We start from the raw sequence: 20,722 nt of genomic DNA on the forward strand, positions 1-20,722 counted from the left end.
AGGAGGTGGACTCGTGTCGAATGAATGGCAATATACCGTATTGCGGGGAATTAGTTCGTTAGTATGCAAATTATCCTATAAAACGATACTTTCTATAGGGGCTAAGCTGGGTCCAGTGTACTCGCTTATTGCAAAGAAACAAAAAAAACGAGGCATGAAAAATGCCATGATTGGCTTAGACATATCAAAACAAGAAGCATCCGATTTAATGGAACGATTATTCTGTAATCTTGGTCGCTCTGTTATGGAAATGTTCTACATGCCTAATTTGACGAAAGAATTTATCAAGGAACACATAGAATTACGAAATGCTCATATTTTAGAGGCCGCCTTAGCAGAAAATAAAGGCGTCGTCGTTTTAACGGCACATGTGGGCAATTGGGAATGGATGGGTGCGGCTCTTGCAGCGTATGGATATCCTACAACGACGTTGGTGAAAAAGCAACCGAATGCTCAATTCACACGACTTTTGAACGAATATCGAGAAATGGCGGGTATGGAAGTCTTTGCACGTGGCGGATCGGAAGTGATTCGAGCGGCTAAGGCGATGAAACAGAAAAAATTACTAGGCTTTTTAGCCGATCAAGACGGCTATGTGAATGGCATTCCCGTGCCATTCTTGGGACAAGAATCTTCGGCTGTATTAGGACCTGCCACCTTTGCAGAAAAATTTAGGGCCCCCGTGGTGCCTATTTTTTCATCACGAACACCGAATGGTGGTCATGTGATTGATGTGTTACCAATTCTTAGATATGAGGATACGGGGCAAAAAGACGTTGATCTATATCGCTTGACGGAACGGATGATACAAGTAACAGAAGACTTTGTTAAGGCGCACCCCGATGAATGGCTATGGTTTCAACATCGTTGGCGTACACAACCGCATGAAATTATAGATTATGATAAAAAAATGGCAATAAGGGAGTTAGCTCATGACCAATCGTAACAAAATAATAGCCTTGATAGTAGCCATACTACTCATTATCGGTGGTTTTGGATATTACATATACCACTATGAAGAACGGAGTGAGATGACTGGGCAAAGTGCACAAATTAGCTTTAGTGGCACCGATATTCGTGAAGAGAAAAATGGTCAAATTATTTGGTCCTTATCGGCGGATAGCATTGATGTGGATCCGACAACACAAGAAATACATTTGAAAAACTTGAAAGGCACTTTTCATCATAATGGTGTGACCACAAACATTGTAGCCCCTGAGGCACATATGACTAAGGAGCATACAAAGTTAGATATGACAGGCGGCATTCATGCGACAAATACAGAGGGGGCCGTATTTGATACGGCGACATTACATTATGATAATACGACGAAACAACTATCATCGGTAGGAGCCTTTTCCTATACGGGTAAGAATATTACAATTACGGGAGATCGATTGGTAGCCGATACGGGGTTACAAAAAATTTCTGTAGAAGGACATGCTAAACTAGCTAAAAAGTAATGGAGATACAACAGATGAAACAATTACAAAAAGTAACAGGGATTGCATTAGTCGTAGTGGCTATGACGGCATCTGTATTAGCAGCAGGTAATTCGTCAAATGTCATGATTAGTGCGGATAGAATGACCTATGATGGCACCACGGGTCGTGCTGAAGTGCATGGCAATGTGGTGATTACGAAAGATGATAAGACGATGACGGGCGCTGATGGTTGGTACGATGTACACCAAGAAGAAGCCAGTTTAACGGGTGGAGTTAGTTTGATCGGTGATACCATGTCGATGGTTGCCGATTCCCTCCATAGTAGGCATCAAACAGAATTAGAGGCTACGGGCAATGTTCATTTACAGAAAGACGATCGTCAAGTATTTGGCGACTCTCTTATCTATCATACGGATACAGCTTATGGAGTAGTCAGTGGTAATGGTCGTTTGATGATAGACGATGCAACATTAACAGCGGATCACATAGAAGGATGGCTGAATGAAATTCGAGCAGAGGCGAATGGGTCTGTCACACTATCAAGTCCGTCACGTCATATGTCGGCCACAGCAAATCGTGCTACCTATACACAAACACCGGGACAAGACGATGGGGTAGCGTATTTGACGGGGAATGCACGAGCTATTCAACAGGGGAATGTATTGAATGCACCAGCATTAAAATTAGCTATGAAAGATAATTCAGCGGAAACTGTTGGCGGTCGTAGCACATTGATTATTGCTCCACGATAAGGAGAATTTATGTATATCGAAACACACAAGTTAGTTAAAACATTTAAAGGACGAAATGTTGTTAATGGCGCTAGTATTCGTGTTCAAGAGGGATCGATTGTAGGACTGTTGGGACCCAATGGCGCAGGAAAGACAACGACTTTTTACATGATTGTAGGCATTGAAAAACCTAGCTCTGGATCTATCTTGATTGACGGTAAAGACATTACACGGATGCCGATGTATAAGCGGGCCGATGAAGGCATTGGCTATCTGCCACAGGAAGCGTCGATTTTTCGTACCATGACAGTAGAAGATAATATTCGCGCCATGTTACAAACGACGACCATGACGAAAACGGCTATTGAAGAGGCGGTAGAATCATTACTACAAGAGTTTCACATTGAACATGTTCGGTTTCGCCAAGGCATGCAATTATCGGGGGGAGAACGGCGCCGCGTAGAAATTGCTCGTTGTTTAGCCTTGTCACCACGCTTTGTACTTTTAGATGAACCATTCGCTGGGGTCGATCCCATTGCCGTAGCCGACATACAAGGAATGATTCGCCATTTAAAAGAACGAGGAATTGGTGTTCTGATTACCGATCACAATGTACGGGAAACCTTGGGCATTGTTGATACGGCGTATATTTTAAATAATGGTGAAATTTTATTAGAAGGCTCGCCACAGGATATTGCAAATAGTGAGATTGCTAGAGAATTTTATTTAGGTCAAGATTTTCGCATGTAGCATGAAAGTAGGCACATAATTGTATGAGATTATTAGATAAATATATGATAAAGGCGTTCTTTGGCCCCTTTATATTTGGCATTTTTGCCTTTACCAGCATTTTTGTGGGCACAGGCACTCTATTTAAAATTGCCCAATATGTAACAGAATATGGTGCTTCCTTGTGGCTCGTTTTACAAGCTTTTATATTAGCCTTGCCTAGCATTATTACGCTTACATTTCCAATGGCCGTATTACTGGGCGCTTTGATGGCCTTTAGCCGTTTGAGTAGCACTAGCGAAATTATCGTCATGCGTGCGGGTGGACTTAGCTTTCTACGATTAGCATTACCCGTGTACCTACTAGCACTCTGTATCTCTCTGTTTTCCGTTGCCTTTAATGAATATGTGGTGCCGCGAACCAATCATATGTATCAAACCATTGTTCGTCAAGATATTATGAAACAAGCCACACCGCAATCACAGGAACATATCGTGTTAAAGACGATCGACAAAGATAATCTAACGGCCTTGATGTATGCTAGAAAGTTCGATGCTACTACGAAAGAATTGACTACGGTAACGGTGCAACAATTTACCAATGGTACCTTGTCACAAATTGAAAATGCCAATCGTGCTACGTGGGATGGGGAATATTGGATTATGCACGACGGCACTATATTTGATGTGTCCGCAGGTGATGGGGTTGAACGGTCCTTGCATTTTAAAGAACAAAAATTACCGATTCGACAAGCACCGTCGGCGATTGCTAAAGACCAACGTAAACCAGAAGAAATGACGATTCGAGAATTAAAGGAACAAATCAAAGCCTATACGGTGGCCTATACGAGTACGACGAAATTGGAAATGGAAATGTATCAGCGCTTTACCATTCCCATGGCGAGCTTTGTATTCGCTCTAGTAGGAGCTCCATTAGGGTTACAAAAAACGAGATCCAGCTCCTCCATCGGTTTTGGACTTAGCGTTTTGATTATTTTTGCATACTATGGGATTATGACCTTTACTGGCGCCTTGGGTAAAGGCGGCGCTATGCCTACGCTCTTAGCGGCTTGGTTACCTAATTTAATTGGTGTCATAGCGGGACTTATTTTGAATTGGAAAGTGTCTAAATAACATTTATAGATGTATAATTTGTTGATAGTCGCCCCTATGCATATGTGTTACAATGTAACTACTATAGGGAGAGATCTGCTACTAGGACATACAGTAGTTTAGTCATATCTGTGATGAATTGAAAGATTCAAGATGATGATAGCATGTGCGGTTTAGAGCGTTGATGACTCCATGATTGTGGCATGGTAAAGTATAGTACGAACCTGACTTTTCTAGAGAAAATATAGTTCCTATCAAGAAAAAACGGTGTGTAGGTTCCCTATAGAGAATGAATCGAATACGTGCCATAGACAATTGACTATGGCGGAAAGGAGGATGTATGTTAGTAGGACTTGGCGTCATTATTATATTGGCCATCATGGGTGGCTTGATTGCCTACATAGGCGATAAACTAGGTACTAAAGTGGGTAAACGACGTATGTCACTGTTTGGACTACGACCAAAACATACATCCATCATTGTTACGATTGTAACGGGAATTTTAATTTCCGCTTGTACCTTGGGCGTATTGACAATCGTGTCGAAAGATGTGCGTACTGCTCTATTTGGTATGGAACAATTAAAGGCTACCATGCGCCAATTGAATGCAGATATTGCGACTAAAAATGAACAATTAGCGTCGGGAAAACAGTTGTTGGCGACAAAAACGAAAGAACTACAAACGATACAAAACGATGTACAAGCGACACAGGAAGAATTAGCCGAAGCACGTGCAGCTAGAGATGCCATGGGCGAGGACTTGGTAAGCGCCCAAGAAGCGTATAAAGAAGCAACGCAAAAATTAGCGGACTCTCATAAGGATATACGCCAGTTAGAAGCAGTTAAACGAGATATGGAAAATCACATTTCCGATTTACAAATCACTCAAAAGCAACTGGAAACAGGGATTACTACGCTAAGAGAAGGTACTGTACTATTTCGCATCGGCGAAACCTTATCGTCGGGCGTAGTGCAACCGGGACTTGATGAAATTGGCAGTGAAAATGCGTTGGGCAATATTATTAACAACACGAATGGCATGATATTGCGACGCCTACATAGCGATGAATCAAAGAGCGTACTCTATGTGAGTCGACAAAATGTGGCGGCTGTAGCACGTGACATCGCTGCCTCAAAGGAACCTATGCTAGTGCGCATTATTGCGGCAGGTAATATTATCTACGGCGAACCAACCTTAGCAGAAATTAAAGTGTACCCCTATCGATTGATATTCCATGAAGGCGATGTTATCTACACTTCGGTGATGCAAGGCGGAGGCAATGCACAAGATGGAATTTTGTCATTTTTAAAAGATGTAAATGCCCAATCAAAAGCGAAAGGTATTTTACCAGATACGTTGACGGGGGAAGTAGGATCATTGTCGGGGAAAGAATTATTTGAAACCATTCATAAGGTGGAAACGATGAATGGCCCCGTTCAGATACGCGCGGTCGTTACAGACGATGCCTATACGTCGGGACCGGTGCATATTCATTTGGTGGTCACATCGGCTAGTTAAGCGTGCCCTACACATGACCATGATAGGGCGTGTATCCCGTTACCGTTGTAGTCGCTAGTTATGACGTTGTATAGGTGCGTACGATAAATGAAACAATACATGTAATAGTAGGACAGACCCTTTATTGTTTCAACATTGTACAATGGATAAAACAATCGACGTAATGAGTAGGAGAAAGGAAGAGGAGAGCATGACATACTATATGGCCATTGATCCAGGCAATCAAAAATCGGGAGTCGCCTGCCTTTCTTATAAGGGAGAATTGGTGGATAAACGAATCTTGCCAACTAGTGAATTAGTGGCGTATATAGAAAACGTGGTGGCGAGTACATCCTTACCTCGCAATCGTGAACAATTTGATGGGGCAGTAACGCCCCTTTTTGATCATACGGGTCCTATACACATCGATCGCATCGTATGCGGTAATGGGACGAATCATAAATATGTGTATGGCGAATTACAGACACTTTCATCTACCTATCATATAGACGTAGTACTATGCGATGAGGCGTATACTACGGAAGAAGCAAAACGATTATATTGGAAGTACCACAGACCTCGTGGATGGCAACGATTCTTGCCAAAGGGGATGCGCGTGCCACCTGAACCGGTGGACGATTTTACAGCCTGGGTCATCGGGTTACGATATGTAACCGCAAGGCAGAAAAATAGTAAAACGAAGGTTCCTCATGGTTCGTATGAAAGCACCATGGGAAAATAATGTGCCAGTAATCGTGAGCAAGAAAGAGGCATTGCATGAACAATGAAAAAAATCAACGACGGAGTATTAAAAGTTTGATGATTCGCTACATACTCATTATCGTAGGGGCTCTGATTTATACGGCGGGCCTAGAATTTTTCCTGGTACCCAACCATATCATCGACGGTGGCGTCGTAGGTATTTCCTTGATGGCCGCTAGCTTGAGCGGTATTTCTTTTAGTTTTTTCGTGGTACTCATCAACATCCCCTTCTTATATGTGGGCTATCGGGTGCTAGGCAAATCTTTTACCTTTTCAACCCTCTTTGGTATCGTATGGATGGCGATTTTCTCCGTCCTATTCCAGAAGGCCCACTACGTGGTGACAACGGACCCCTTCTTGGGCGCCATTTTCGGTGGCATCATCCTTGGCGTAGGGGTTGGTCTCATCATTCGTAATGGCGGTTCTCTAGATGGATCTGAAGTGGTGGCAATCATCTTTGATAAAAGGAGTAGTTTTTCCGTAGGCGAAGTGGTGATGGCCTTGAACTTTGTTATTCTAGGTGCCGCTGGGTTCGTATACAGTTGGAACAGTGCCATGTATTCATTGATTGCCTACTTCATCGCCTATAAAATGATCGACATTACGATTACCGGCTTAGAAGAATCAAAAGGTGTTATGATTATCACCGATGAAGATAAAGCGGGGTCCATTTCCGATGCGTTGAATGCACGCCTAGGTCGTGGAGTCACCGTTATCTACGGTGAAGGCGGTTATTTGAAACAACCGAAACGGATACTATATTCCGTCGTGACCCGTCTTGAAATTACGAAACTGAAAGACATTGTATATGAACAAGACGACAAAGCGTTTATTACGATTAGCGATGTGCATGACGTGTTTGGCGGACAATTTCAAAAGAAAAATATTCATTAATGGTGAGCTACTAGACGAGTAGTAGAATGGAGATAGACAATGAAAACCTCAGATAATTCATTAGGTCGTGCGGTTATGCACGAAGTATTCGATTGGATCTATGCGGTGGTCATCGCCTTGGCGTTAGCCATGGTGATTCACATTTTCATCATGCAACCGACGCGCGTATCGGGAGAATCGATGGAAAATACCTTGCATAATGGTGATTTTTTAGTGGTTACAAAATGGAATCACGTGATGCGCAAGGCCCCTGACTATGGCGACATCGTCATCATCGACAGTCGCGTGCGGCGCGATCGATCGTGGAAAGATGACGCCATTGAACCGTTAATGACTTATCTATCCGTATTTCATAAGGAAAGTCAAACAAACCATGTGTGGGTGAAACGGGTCATCGGCAAGGCAGGGGATACCTTAGAATTCCGCGATGGTCATGTGTGGCGTAATGGACAAGAATTACAAGAATCCTATACAAAAGAGTTAGCCATGAACTACAGTCGTACTACCCCCGTCGTGATACCGGAAGGGATGGTATTCGTCATGGGGGATAATCGCAATCATTCTAGTGATAGTCGATTCATTGGCCCCGTACCAGTCGATCATGTACTGGGCACAGTGGTATTCGACTGGTAACTGATGGGAAATTGATACTGTGTATCAAAAAATGCAACAAAGTGTTTACAAAAATTTTTTTCTATGCTATACTTACTACAGTAATGTCGATACCCCTATGATTTGTGGTGATAAGATAGACATGAGAGGAAACATGGACACTCCATAGAATCTTATCTAGTACAGATACATGAGGACGACATACTCATATATTTTTTGTTCTGTATTAGAAAGAAGGAATGAACAATGAAAAAACGTTTTGCCGCTGTATTCGCAGCAACAGCAATCTTGGGTGTAACTACAGCATTTGCTGCTAACCCATTCTCCGATGTAACTCCTGATACTTGGGCATACCAATCCGTATCCCAATTAGCTAACGCTGGTATCATCAACGGTTACCCAGATGGCACATTCAAAGGCCAAACTAACATCACTCGTTATGAAATGGCTCAAATGGTAGCAAAAGCTATGGCTAACCAAGACCGTGCTAACGCTGAACAACAAGCTATGATTAACCGCTTAGCTGACGAATTCTCTACTGAATTGAACAACTTGGGCGTTCGCGTATCCAACTTGGAAAACAAAGTAGGTAACGTAAAAGTAACTGGTGATGCTCGTTTGAGATATAAACAAACTGAACATCAAGATTCCAAATTTGATTATCGTGGACGTATCCAATTCAACGCTATGGTGAACGATAACACAACTGCTACTGCACGTGTAGCTGCATCCAATGCATTTGGTGTAAAAACTGATGTTGATGATGATGGAAGCTTAAATGCTGTTGTTGATCGTGTGTATGTAGCACACAACTTCTCCAAAGAATTGACTGGCGTTGTAGGTCGTCAAGACTTGACTGTTGGTGGCGGTTTAATGTATGATGATGCATTCGACGGTGCTGCCTTAGCGTATGGTAATGACAAAGTATCTGCTACTGTAGGTTATGGTACTGCGATGGCTGGATTAAGTGATGGTCATGTTAAAGATACTCCAACTGTAACATTAGCACAAGCCAACGTAAAAGTAGCTGACAACGTAACTGTTGGTGGTTTCTACTTACGTGGTAACAAAGACGTTAAAGTATATACTCGTGATGTTAACCATGTTTGGACAGAACCAAAAACTGGCGATGCTACAAAAGTTGTAAGTAAAAAAGATGATAAGAAATATAGCTATTCTAGCATTGTTACTGGAGAGAAATACGATGCAGTTCGCACTCCAGAAGGAAGATTAGCAGAAGCTAAATCTGAATATAATAAGGCTAAAGCTGCATTTGATGGATTATCTAATAAAGACGGTGACTATGCAGTTACTGCTGAACCTGTAGCAGATGATGTGAAGAATGCAACATTAAAAACTCTTGCCGTATATGGTTTCAACACAGACATGCACTTCGGTAATGTATGGGTTGGTGGCGAATGGTTAAAAGGTAATTATGCTTACTCTAATGCATGGGTAGCTGGCGTTGGTTATGGTAACTATGACCGTGCTGTAGTAGGTTCTTGGGACGTAAAAGCTCAATATATGCATGCACAAGACGAAGCTCCAATCTTATCCAACACTTATAGCTTTAAATATGATAAAGGTAGTAAAGGTTGGTTAACCACTGTTGATTATGCAGTAGCTAAAAACGTAGGCTTCACTGCTTACTATGGATTCGGTAACAAAACTGTAAATCGTTTTGCTAAAGACAATAACAAAGAATTAGCTGATTACTACCAAGCAGAATTAAACTTCAAATTCTAATCGCTAGTAATTTAAAGAGAGTCTCTTCGGAGACTCTCTTTTTTGTACCCATGGCAATAAGGTTGGTTAGTTACTGTTGATTATGCAGTAGCTAAAAACGTAGGCTTAACTGCTACTATGGATTCGGTAACAAAACTGTAAATCATGTTGTTGAAAAGAATAACCAAAAACAAGATGATTACTACCAAGCAGAATTAAACTTCAAATTCTAATGCGAGTAATCGAAAGAGAGTCTCTTCGGAGACTCTCTTTTTTTGTACCTTAGTATTAGTGATGATAAGGGCGGTTGTAACGAATCACACTGAGTCTACATCATACGACTGTAGATAAGTGGTTGCACCCATACATACTTTCTTTATGTAGTGCCAGTGATAGATATAGCTAGTTGTAACGAATACATCTAGTCTTGTAGTACCAGTGATAGATATAGGCGGTTAGGACGAACTAATACCGTATGTATGTAGTACGAGCAATCGATATAGAAAGGCGTAATGCATACATACTTAGTCTATAGTACTATGCTAGTGTATTAATAGCAGGGATACGCGTATTATACACAAGGTGATAATCTACAACATAGTGTTATAAGAGTTATAGGATAAAATGTGTTGTTTTAAATGCCGATGGAGCTAGGAAATACCTAGCTTCATCGGCATTTTATCTTTTTGGTGATCGTTAAAGGGTGAACAAAATGTGTTACAAAAAAAAGATGAAATCCTTGCATGTACTGGACTAAATAGGGTTTTATCTTTCTAGGAATATATTTTTTAGAAGGAGTATTTTTATGAAAAATGTTAGATATCCGATTGCTATAGTAAGTATTCTACATCTATGGTAGTAATCATCTATACATTCCGTAGATATATTGTGTAGGGCGAGTATATGTGGTGGATAGAAATAGAATTTGTAGCATAGCCCTATGTGTCTGCCGATAGCACTGGCAACAGTCACTTTCAAGAATCCATATTGAATGCTTGACGGCACCAGTAATTATTGATATAATAACTCTTGTTGACGGGGCATAGCGCAGTTTGGTAGCGCACCTGGCTTGGGACCAGGGGGTCGCAGGTTCGAATCCTGCTGCTCCGACCATGTGATTACAATTAGTACCGCAATGAACGTATAAGTTCATGCTTACCTTACGCATTTGTTAACGGTACTATAACATATAGAATACTAGTACACCTATGAATTTGGTCCTGAGGGCCAAATTTTTTTTATACTCATAGGGATCACTAGTATAGAGAAAGGACAGATGTAACACCTTTCTGCATAGAATTAAAAATTCACCTATATAGAGAAAGGACATACGTAACACCCTTCTGCATAGAATTAAAAATTCACCTATATAGAGAAAGGACATACGTAACACCTTTCTGCGTAGAATTAAAAAATCTACCTATATAGAGAAAGCGCAGACATAACACCTTTCTGCATAGAATTAAAAATCTACCTATATAGAGAAAACACAGATGTAACACTTCTTTTGCGTAGAATTAAAAAATCCACCTATTACAGACAAGGTGATACAGTATTGATTCGACTGATATAATCAGTCAATTTTTTTTATATGGGAATGAGTTCGATATGTTACCAGACGCATCCCTTTTAATGTGAGCGAATACTTTCGTATTGCAATCATCGATAGGATCCATTCCTATGTTGATATATCTTCATAAGGAGTAAATTTCTGTCGTTATAGTAACTCGGTCCTATTGCTGACAATATATGTGTAACATTTTCTGTTATGATTACTCTATATACGTTGCGTAATCGTATACGATGATTAATGGTATAGGTAAGTAACCGATTAGGGATAATACTTTCTGATATTTTAAAATTGTTAGCCATTGAAAAGAAGTCCCTTTTTTTAGAAAGATACATAGAATATTTCCTTTTTTCAAATCCTTTGCTATAAAACAATCATATAGATTGCACACAATTTAACGGGGGGGTACTTAATATTGACAGTATGTAAAAAATAGAGTAATTTAGTAATGTATGGGATAAACAAAGTAAATACCTAGGTCTATTATATAAAATAGTCTATAGAAAGCCTTTTTTCTAAAAGCTTCTGTGAGGATTTGAGTATGATGTGAGCTTTTAGTGGCTTATTCGATTGTGTGATGTAAAAATATAACAAATATGTTGAGGAGGATACGGCTATGAATCGTATTTATCGAGTTATTTTTAATCGTTCACGAGGATTGTATCAAGTTGTTTCAGAAATTGCGAAACGTGGGGGAAAAGAAAAAAGTAGTAGAACTAGTGGCTCATCATTGCGACGCGGAGCGGGGATAGCGCTTTGTATTGCAGGCATCATAGGCGGGACGCTATCTGTCCATGCTGAGGATGATTACGTGTTGAAAACAACCTTTGATCAGGCAGTTCAACATTTAAATCTTAGAATTTCAGTGCAAGAGAGGGCAATGTTGGGCTATCAAGCTATCGTTGATAAACAAGTAGAGGATATAGGTAAGAAAGTAGATGGTATTGACGCAAAAGCGATTGCCGACCATGAGGCCCTTTCTATTTTGACAAAAGAAAATGGCACGATTGCTATGATTCAGAAAGGCCTACAAGAAAATAAAACGGCGATTGACGATATTACGAAAGATGGCGGCAAACTGGATCAAACTATTAATCAGGTTAATACGATGGTAGGCGCATTGGGCGACTCTATGACTCGTTTGCAAAACAAGCAGAATGATAATAGTGGAGAGATTGCACGACTTAAAACAGCGGTAGCGGATATTACAAAAGCTGGCGGTGTAGTAGATACGAATAAGAAAGCTATCGCACAGAATGCAACAGATATTAAAGCCAATAACGATCAAATCGGTAAAAACACACAAGCATTAGACGCATTAAATGGACCTAATGGAACCATTGCAGGCATTCAAAAAGATATCAAACAGAATCAAGAAGATATTAAAAAGAATAGTAATGATTTGGTGAATGCAAAGACTGAATTAGGTAATAAAATAGATACCACTAAGTCTGATTTGGAAAATAAAATCACTACAGATATTGGTACAGCCAAGACTGATTTAGAAAATAAAATCAAGAAAGCACAAGAAGACATTGGCAATACCAATAAAGCCTTAGATGGACGTGTATCACAAAACGCAACAGATATTCAAGGCAATAAAGAGCAAATCGGTAAAAACACACAAGCTTTAGACGCATTAAATGGGCCTGATGGAACCATTGCAGGCATAAAAAAAGATATCAAACAGAACAAGACAGATATTACTCAGAATAAAGAAGATATAAAAAATCTTAAACAGACCGTTAGTGACAATAAAGACGCAGCCGATAATGCGTTAAAAACAGCTAAAGAAGAATTAAATAAAACCATTGGCGACAATAAGACAGCAGCTGAAACTGCACTAGCAACCGCTAAAAGTGAGTTAAATAAGACGATTGGCGATACAAAAAATGAATTGTCTAATAAAATAGATACCACTAAGTCTGATTTGGAAAATAAAATCACTACAGATATTGGTACAGCCAAGACTGATTTAGAAAATAAAATCAAGAAAGCACAAGAAGAAATTGGCAATACCAATAAAGCCTTAGAAGGTCGTGTATCACAAAACGAAAAAGATATCAAACAGAATAAGACGGATATTAATCAGAATAAAGAGGATATAAAAAATCTTAAACAGACCGTTAGTGACAATAAAGAAGCAGCCGATAATGCACTAGCAACAGCTAAAGAAGAGTTAAATAAGACGATTGGCGATACAAAAAATGAATTGTCTAATAAAATAGATACCACTAAGTCTGATTTAGAAAAGAAAATTAGCGACAATAAAACAGATGCAGATAATGCGTTAAAAACAGCTAAAGAAGAATTAAATAAAACTATTGGTGACAATAAAGCGGCAGCTGAAACTGCACTAACAACGGCTAAAAATGAGTTAAATAAGACGATTGGCGATACAAAAAATGAGTTGTCTAATAAGATTGATACCACTAAGTCTGATTTAGAAAAGAAAATTAGCGACAATAAAGATGCAGCCAATAATGCGTTAACAACAACTAAAAATGAGTTAACAAATACGATTAATACCACAAGGGATCAGTTAAGCAATCAGATTAGGAATACGAATAATACCGTAGCAACCAACAAAAGAGATGCAGATGATAAATTTAAAAAAATTGAAAACTATCTTAAGGGAAACAAGACAGGACAGAATAATTTAGGTCTAGATCTTGGTGAAACTGGTAAATTGGGATTTAGATATTTCCGTACTAGCATGGATAATAAGCACGATGCAGATCCACAAGGTGCTAATTCCATGGCCATCGGTATCAGTACAACCTCAGGGGACGGTTCAATTGGGATTGCTGCAGGCGGACCAGCGGGGGCGCTTACTGCAGGTGGTGAAAACTCCATCGGTATCGGTAATGGCGTAGAAATCGGAGACAAAGATAATGCGAATACGATTGCCATCGGTACAGAAGCAAAAATCCTTAAACAGTCTGAAGGTGCCATTGCCATCGGTAATGCTGCTAATATTGTGGCTACTAATAAGTATGCCATTGCTATCGGTGCGGCAACGCAAACTTTCGCAGAAGAAAGCATGGCATTAGGCCACAGCGCTAAAACGTATATGAAAGGTGGCGTGGCGATCGGGCAAGACGCTCAGGTCGGCGAGTATATAGAACCACCCGTGTTAGATGGGGAAGTGAAAAAGGACGGTCTCGGTACTGGTATCGATGGGATTGCTATTGGGCGTGGTGCACAGACCTTGACGGATCAGACCATTACCATCGGTGCAGATGCAGGTGTAGGCATGAAGAGAACGGGCACAATTCCGCTTGCTGCATCGCATATCGTCATCGGTACTCAGGCTGGTCAAGCTATGCAAGGTATGGAAAATATCGCTCTCGGCTATAAGAGTGGTGGCAATGTACAAAGTAACTACAACATTTCCATCGGTTCCGAAGCGGGCAGAAATCTCTTAGGGAGTCGTACAGACCCTATCGGTAAAAACGTTTCTATCGGGTACCATGCAAACTTTAGAAAAGCGGTTACCCAACCGGATCAGAATATACCTGAACCAGAACCAGGAACAGAGCCAGCCGATCCAACGGCAGAACCTAAAATGAAGATTCCATCCATTGCGGAAGATTCACAAGCTATTAAATTAGTACAATCTACCGCCATCGGTAGTGAAACCTTGGCGGCTAATAATGGTACCGCTGTAGGCTATCAGGCACAAGCGTTGGGTAACTCTACCGCTGCCTATGGTTTTGGTGCCATTGCAGAAGGTGAAAGTTCCTTAGCCTTAGGTACTGGAGCGAATGCAAAAGACGGCAATATCGCCTTAGGTGCTGGATCTGTTGCATTAAAACAGGATGTGGAAAATAAATTGGCAGCTCTTACCGGTACAAAGGCTAAGACCGGGATAGTGTCTGTAGGTAATGCGGAACAAGGTATGCTTCGTCGTGTGACGAATGTGGGCGACGCCGTAGATGAGCAAGATGCAGTTACCTTGGCACAATTACGCGCTAGCATGACACAAGTAAGTAATGATCTTATGGTAAAAGCAAAAGGTGAACTTGGTAAGACAGACCTTCATTATGACCCAGCAGCCATTGGTGGGGATCCAAGCATTACGTTACAAGCAGGCGATAATAAAACTGGTACAGCCATTCATAATGTGGCAAAAGGCGTACATGCAGGCGATGCGGTTAACTTAGCACAACTTAAAGAATATACAGAAAAAGGAATGGGACACTATTTCTCCACTCGTACTACGGACCATAAACATAATTTTGCTAATGAAGGCGCTACGGGGGAAAATTCTGTTGCCTTCGGTGTCGATGCGGCGGCTACCAATAAATACAGTGCCGCTATGGGTAACTATGTACAAGCACAAGGTGAAGGCAGTTTGGCAATTGGTACTGGTTGGTTCAATGAAAATGATAAACCTACCATCGAAGGAAGTGGGGAAGAAGTACAGCCAGTTATGACGAAAGCCTACTCTGGATATCGCTATAATGTAGCGATTGGTGCTGGTGCACAAACGGAAGGTAATTACAGTATGGCTATCGGCCCACGGGCGTTAACCAAAAAGAAAGCGTATAAGGCGGAAAGTGAAAATACTGGCGTCGATTATGCCTTATCGATAGGATACTTATCAACCGTATATGCAAAAGACGGTCTTGCCATCGGTCATTTGGCAGAAGTACATCAACCAAATGGTGTGGCTATTGGCAGTGAATCGTGGAGCCTTCGTAATAAAGCCTTAGCCATCGGTAATCACAATACGGCACTAGGCAGAGAATCTGGCACAATGGGTACGCGTAATGGCGTATCTGGTGATAATAGCTATGTTATCGGTAATGATAATATGAATTTGACAGATGACGATCGCAAGGACGTGCTAGATACTATTGCTAATGCAGCAACTAAAGGGATTTCCGATAATGATTCCACCGTTCTTGGTAACCGCAATACCATGGTGTCCAAATTCGAAAGCTTTGATGGATTAGATGGAAAAACGTCATATCAAGGCATTGTTCGCGGTGAAGATAATCATATTGTAGGTAATGCGAATACGTTAACACGAACTAATAATTCCTTTGTTACTGGTAGTACGAATGAATTAGTAGAAACTACTTCCACATTCCTTGTAGGGAGTGACAATAAATTAACGAATAGCAATACGATTTCCGGCGTATTAGGTGAGAAGAACGAGATTACAAGTCATCATACTACTACATTGGGCAATGAAAATAAAATTAGTGGTGATTCTGTAAAAACCTTGGGTGAACGTAATGAGGTAAGTGGTGCTAATTTAGCAGTTATCGGTAATGATAACACGCAGGTTGCTGGAGAGGGATCCAATGTATTCGGTAATGCCAATACCGGTGTTACCACTGAAAATGGGCATGTTATCGGTTTCTCGAATAATGGAATTGCTGGCACTGATCAACAAGTGCTTGGCAGTTTCAATGACACTATTAATGCCAAAAAAAGCCATGTTATCGGCTTTACGAATACTAAGGTATCCGGTGAAGATCAACGCGTTATCGGTAATGAAAATGATAGCATCAGCGGGAACCGCAATACCGTATTAGGGAATAAGAATAAAGACGTTACAGCAGTAGCGGAAGATACACAACTTATCGGTAATGCAAACGCGTCTATTTCTGCGGCGCAGGCACAAATTTTAGGGAATAGTAATGCGAAGATCTCTACGAAGAGTGGCCACGTTTTCGGTAATATGAATAGCGCTATTGATGGTGAAAAACTCTCTGTTATCGGCGATGAAAATAGTAATGTAGCAGGAACACAGTCTCTTCTTTTCGGGTATAAAAACATTCAAGTAGAGGGAGTTACAGTTAATGCTCAAATTATGGGTAATGCGAATAGTAAGATAGCGGCAAATCGAACACAGATTATAGGTAATGCTAACGAGGTTAGAATCATTAAAAATATCACAGAACAGGGGACTGAAGGTCAAGACATACCTAAAGAGGTTTCGGAAGCGGTTAAAGACGCACAGGTTATGGGGAACAACAACCAAGTACAGAATAATTACGTGCAAGTCTTAGGTAACCGTATTACCACTACGCTAGATCAGTCTGTATATTTGGGTGATAATGCTGCATACAACGAAGATGAAACACTATCTGCTGCTAATAAAGAGTATACGAAAGATTCCATTTATGGCTATGACTTTGCAGGTACTAAACCAGTAGGTGTTGTCACAGTGGGTGCAAAAGGAAACGAACGACGCCTTCAAAATGTGGCCGCTGGTTTGGTGGCAGCTACAAGCACTGATGCAGTGAATGGCAGCCAATTGTATCAATTGACACGACCACTCCATTTTGCAGGGGATAATTCTACTTTTAATGAAGCAGAAGACCATGATAAAGATACAAACGTACTTCATCGCGGATCAAATCAGAATATTACGATTAAGGGTGGCGCAGATGTAACAAAACTCAGTGACAACAACATCGGCGTAGCTGTAGATCCTGCACAGAATACGATGAATGTAAAATTGGCTAAGAATTTAACTGATTTGGAAACAATTACATTCGGAAAAGACGGCACGTCGATGAAAATTGACGGTACAAATCAGTCTATTTCTCAAATTAAGAAAGTGACATTCGGCGCACCTGACAGCCAAGACCGTTTGGTTGTGGACGGTGAAAATAAGGTTATCAAGGGCTTGTCTAATACGAAATGGATTCCGAAAGATAAACGGGATGCTACATTTGACAAATCACAAGTAGCTACACAGGGACAGTTGGAAGCCTTTGAAAAAACGACACAACGTGGATTTGATGTATATGTTAATAAAGACGAAGCTAAAAACAAGTTTACTGTAAAGTTAGGCGATGAAAAGACAAATGATGCCTTCGGATTCTTGGCAGGAAATAATTTAACCGTTTCTAAAACTGATAAACAGATTACTTATGCCTTGAAGGATGACTTGGACATTGGTAAGGAAGGACAAGACGGTAAGGACGGTACTTTTGCCGTACATGGTAAAGAGGGTGAAACAGTTGCCATTAACGGTAAAGATGGAAATGTGACCATTGAAAGTGCCAAGGATGGTGAAAATAAAAAGAATACCATTACGATGAACGGTAAAGATGGTACCGTAGGCATTAACGGTAAAGACGGTGCGACTGTTGTGATGAACGGTGACGGAACCATTGTTGCTAAAGGCAAAGGTGAAGATGGCAAGCCAGGTGCCTCTGTCACTATTGATGGAAAGAATGGTATCACCACTATTGAAGGTAAGACTGACGATAACAATCAAAAAAATACGATTACCCTTAATGGTAAAGATGGCAAAATGGGCGTTACCGGCAAAGACGGTAGTAACGTTACATTAAATGGCCAAGATGGTTCTATCGGCATGAATGGTAAAAATGGTACGAATGCAGTAAGCATTACCACACAAAATGGTACTGTTGGTGTTGATGGCCAAGATGGTACGACTCGTCTTGTAGTCAAAGAAGGAACTAAGACACATGAAGTGGCAACCATGAATGATGGCATGAAATTCATGGGTGACGTTGGCACTGAAGATAAGTTGAAATTAAATGAACAACTTACCGTAACTGGTGGTATTACTGATAATGCTCAGTTAAGTCAAGACAACAACATCGGTGTTATCGCTGATGGACAGAAGAAATTAACGCTTCGTTTAGCAAAAAATATTCAAGGTCTTGATACCATTACACTAGGTGATGCAGAAGCACCAATGAAAATTGATGGCACGAAAAAAACAATCAGTCGTATTGAAAAAATGGTATTCGGCGTAGCGGATAGTACAGACAGTTTAATTATGGATGGTAAAGAGAAAGTGATTACTGGACTTTCTAATACAACATTACCTGACAATATGAAAACGTTGAAAGCCGACCAAGCCGCTACACAAGGTCAATTGAAAGAAGTCCTTGATAAAATTGGAAAGAATATCGATGACAGTGCGGATTACCGATTGGTAGGAGACGCAACTGCTACAGATAAGAAATATAGTGTGAATGGCGATGGCGAAATTGTATTGACTGTACAAGATATTAAACATCCGGAAAAGAAAGATACGGTTACCATTAAAGATGTAGCGAAGAAATCCGATTTAACTGCGTCGGATAAGAAATTTGCCGATTATGCGGTGAAATATGACAAAAAGGGCGACACAGTAAATAAGGATTCCATTACCTTGGAAGGCGATAAAACCACTGGAACCATTATTACTAATGTAGGTGCTGGTAGTGTTACTGCAACTAGTAAAGACGCTGTCAATGGTAGTCAATTGTACAAGACAAACCAAGGCTTTGATGTATATATCAAAGAAAATACAGATACCAACAAATTTGATGTGCAATTGGGTAGCGATACAAAAGACGCTTTCGGTTTCGATGCAGGCAACGGCCTTGCGATTGCACGCAATGGTAAGAAGATTATCTACTCCTTACAAGATGACGTTTCAGTTGGTAAAGCTGGACAAGATGGCAAAGACGGCAAAGTGACTGTCAATGGTAAAGATGGCGAATCGGTTACTATCAAGGGTAAGAATGGCGAAATTGGAGTTCAAGGACCAAAGGGTGATGATGGTAAGTCGAATAGCGTTACTATTTCTGGTAAAGACGGTACAATTGGAACAAATGGCAAAGATGGCAGTTCTGTTGTTTTGAACGGTAAAGACGGATCCATCGGCATGAATGGTAAAGATGGTAAAAATGCAGTTACTATTACTACTGGAGATGGTAAAGTAGGCCTTGACGGTAAGAATGGTGAAACCCGTATTATCGTTAAAGAAGGTAACCATGTGAACGAAGTAGCCACTATGAATGATGGGTTGAAGTTCAAAGGCGATGATGGCACAGCGGTAGGCGTGAAATTAAATAATCAAGTGAATATCGTTGGCGGCGCTAAAATCGTTAAAGATCATGAAACCATCACCAACTTGACCGACAATAACATCGGCGTAGAATCCATTGTAGATGAAACAGATGGTAACAATGCGAAGATGAAGATTCGTTTGGCGAAGAATCTTTCTGATTTGGAAAGCATTACCTTTAATAGTAAAGACAAAACAAATCCAATGAAGATTGATGGCGACGCTAAGACTATCGAAAATATCAAGAAAATGACTTTCAGTAAAGATGGTAGTACTGATAGTGTTACCGTAGATGGCGAACACAAGGTGATTACCGGACTTTCCAATACAACCTTGCCAACGGATTTGAAAGATTTGAAAGCGGATCAGGCAGCGAGCCAGGGACAACTTAGCAAAGTCCTTGAAAAGATGGATAATAATAAAGCTGCAGCCACCGATTATCGCTTAGTAGAAAGTGATAGTGCCGACAAGAAATATAGCGTTGATGCGAACGGCGAAGTGACATTGACTGTACAAGATAAAAACCATGATGATCAGAAAACAACCGTTACTATTAAAGATGTAGCGAAGAAATCTGATTTAACTGCGTCGGATAAGAAATTTACTGATTATGCGGTGAAATATGATAAAGACGGCGACACAGTGAATAAGGACTCCATTACCTTAGAAGGTGGTAATGACGGTACAGTTATCAAGAATGTAAAAGCTGGCGATGTGTCTGAAAATAGTAAAGATGCTGTCAATGGCAGTCAGTTGTACAAGACAAACCAAGGTTTCGATATTTTGGTAGGTCAAGATACAGCCGATA

At 40.6% G+C, this 20,722-nt stretch carries 11 protein-coding genes and 1 tRNA gene; all 12 read left to right on the forward strand.

The window, feature by feature from the left end; genetic code table 11:
• Window positions 1–13: 13 nt before the first annotated feature.
• Entirely contained in the window at window positions 14–946 is a 933-nt protein-coding gene (locus P6940_RS05040) for a lysophospholipid acyltransferase family protein (RefSeq protein WP_277293390.1), read from the forward strand.
• Window positions 933–1,463: an LPS export ABC transporter periplasmic protein LptC gene (gene lptC, locus P6940_RS05045; RefSeq protein ID WP_277293391.1), complete on the forward strand. Its 531-nt coding sequence runs from the start codon at window positions 933–935 to the stop codon at window positions 1,461–1,463. The genes P6940_RS05040 and lptC overlap by 14 nt, the downstream gene beginning before the upstream one ends.
• Window positions 1,464–1,477: 14 nt before the next feature.
• Window positions 1,478–2,197: an LptA/OstA family protein gene (locus P6940_RS05050; RefSeq protein WP_277293392.1), complete on the forward strand. Its 720-nt coding sequence runs from the start codon at window positions 1,478–1,480 to the stop codon at window positions 2,195–2,197.
• A gap of 9 nt (window positions 2,198–2,206) precedes the next feature.
• The gene (gene lptB / locus P6940_RS05055; RefSeq protein ID WP_277293393.1) at window positions 2,207–2,926 is read left to right on the forward strand and encodes an LPS export ABC transporter ATP-binding protein; all 720 of its coding nucleotides are present in this window, start codon (window positions 2,207–2,209) and stop codon (window positions 2,924–2,926) included.
• Window positions 2,927–2,949: 23 nt separating this feature from the next.
• Complete coding sequence (locus P6940_RS05060; RefSeq protein ID WP_028258175.1) at window positions 2,950–4,038, forward strand: LptF/LptG family permease; 1,089 nt, start codon at window positions 2,950–2,952, stop codon at window positions 4,036–4,038.
• 319 nt (window positions 4,039–4,357) lie between these two features.
• Window positions 4,358–5,536 carry a DUF3084 domain-containing protein gene (locus tag P6940_RS05065; RefSeq protein WP_277293394.1) on the forward strand — a complete coding sequence of 393 codons (1,179 nt, stop codon included), beginning with the start codon at window positions 4,358–4,360 and terminating at the stop codon, window positions 5,534–5,536.
• 142 nt (window positions 5,537–5,678) lie between these two features.
• Complete coding sequence (locus P6940_RS05070) at window positions 5,679–6,257, forward strand: hypothetical protein (protein WP_277293395.1); 579 nt, start codon at window positions 5,679–5,681, stop codon at window positions 6,255–6,257.
• 77 nt (window positions 6,258–6,334) lie between these two features.
• Complete coding sequence (locus tag P6940_RS05075) at window positions 6,335–7,171, forward strand: YitT family protein (protein ID WP_423839114.1); 837 nt, start codon at window positions 6,335–6,337, stop codon at window positions 7,169–7,171.
• A gap of 39 nt (window positions 7,172–7,210) precedes the next feature.
• A complete protein-coding gene (gene lepB / locus P6940_RS05080; protein ID WP_277293397.1) occupies window positions 7,211–7,804 on the forward strand; it encodes a signal peptidase I in 594 nt (197 codons plus the stop codon).
• Window positions 7,805–8,029: 225 nt separating this feature from the next.
• Window positions 8,030–9,529, forward strand: coding sequence for an S-layer homology domain-containing protein (locus tag P6940_RS05085; RefSeq protein ID WP_277293398.1), 1,500 nt, complete (start codon window positions 8,030–8,032; stop codon window positions 9,527–9,529).
• A gap of 1,015 nt (window positions 9,530–10,544) precedes the next feature.
• A tRNA-Pro gene (locus P6940_RS05090) sits at window positions 10,545–10,621 on the forward strand.
• 1,073 nt (window positions 10,622–11,694) lie between these two features.
• A partial coding sequence (locus P6940_RS05095) for an ESPR-type extended signal peptide-containing protein (protein ID WP_277293399.1) occupies window positions 11,695–20,722 on the forward strand: 9,028 nt, incomplete at its 3' end.

The organism is Veillonella montpellierensis (assembly GCF_947090115.1).
In the GTDB taxonomy this organism is placed as follows: Bacteria; Bacillota; Negativicutes; order Veillonellales; family Veillonellaceae; genus Veillonella; species Veillonella montpellierensis.

Coding starts and splice junctions, on each gene's coding strand:
- lptC (WP_277293391.1), top strand. CDS start 933: ATGACCAATCGTAACAAAATAATAGCCTTGATAGTAGCCATACTACTC.
- P6940_RS05050 (WP_277293392.1), top strand. CDS start 1,478: ATGAAACAATTACAAAAAGTAACAGGGATTGCATTAGTCGTAGTGGCT.
- lptB (WP_277293393.1), top strand. CDS start 2,207: ATGTATATCGAAACACACAAGTTAGTTAAAACATTTAAAGGACGAAAT.
- P6940_RS05060 (WP_028258175.1), top strand. CDS start 2,950: ATGAGATTATTAGATAAATATATGATAAAGGCGTTCTTTGGCCCCTTT.
- P6940_RS05065 (WP_277293394.1), top strand. CDS start 4,358: ATGTTAGTAGGACTTGGCGTCATTATTATATTGGCCATCATGGGTGGC.
- P6940_RS05070 (WP_277293395.1), top strand. CDS start 5,679: ATGGATAAAACAATCGACGTAATGAGTAGGAGAAAGGAAGAGGAGAGC.
- P6940_RS05075 (WP_423839114.1), top strand. CDS start 6,335: ATGATTCGCTACATACTCATTATCGTAGGGGCTCTGATTTATACGGCG.
- lepB (WP_277293397.1), top strand. CDS start 7,211: ATGAAAACCTCAGATAATTCATTAGGTCGTGCGGTTATGCACGAAGTA.
- P6940_RS05085 (WP_277293398.1), top strand. CDS start 8,030: ATGAAAAAACGTTTTGCCGCTGTATTCGCAGCAACAGCAATCTTGGGT.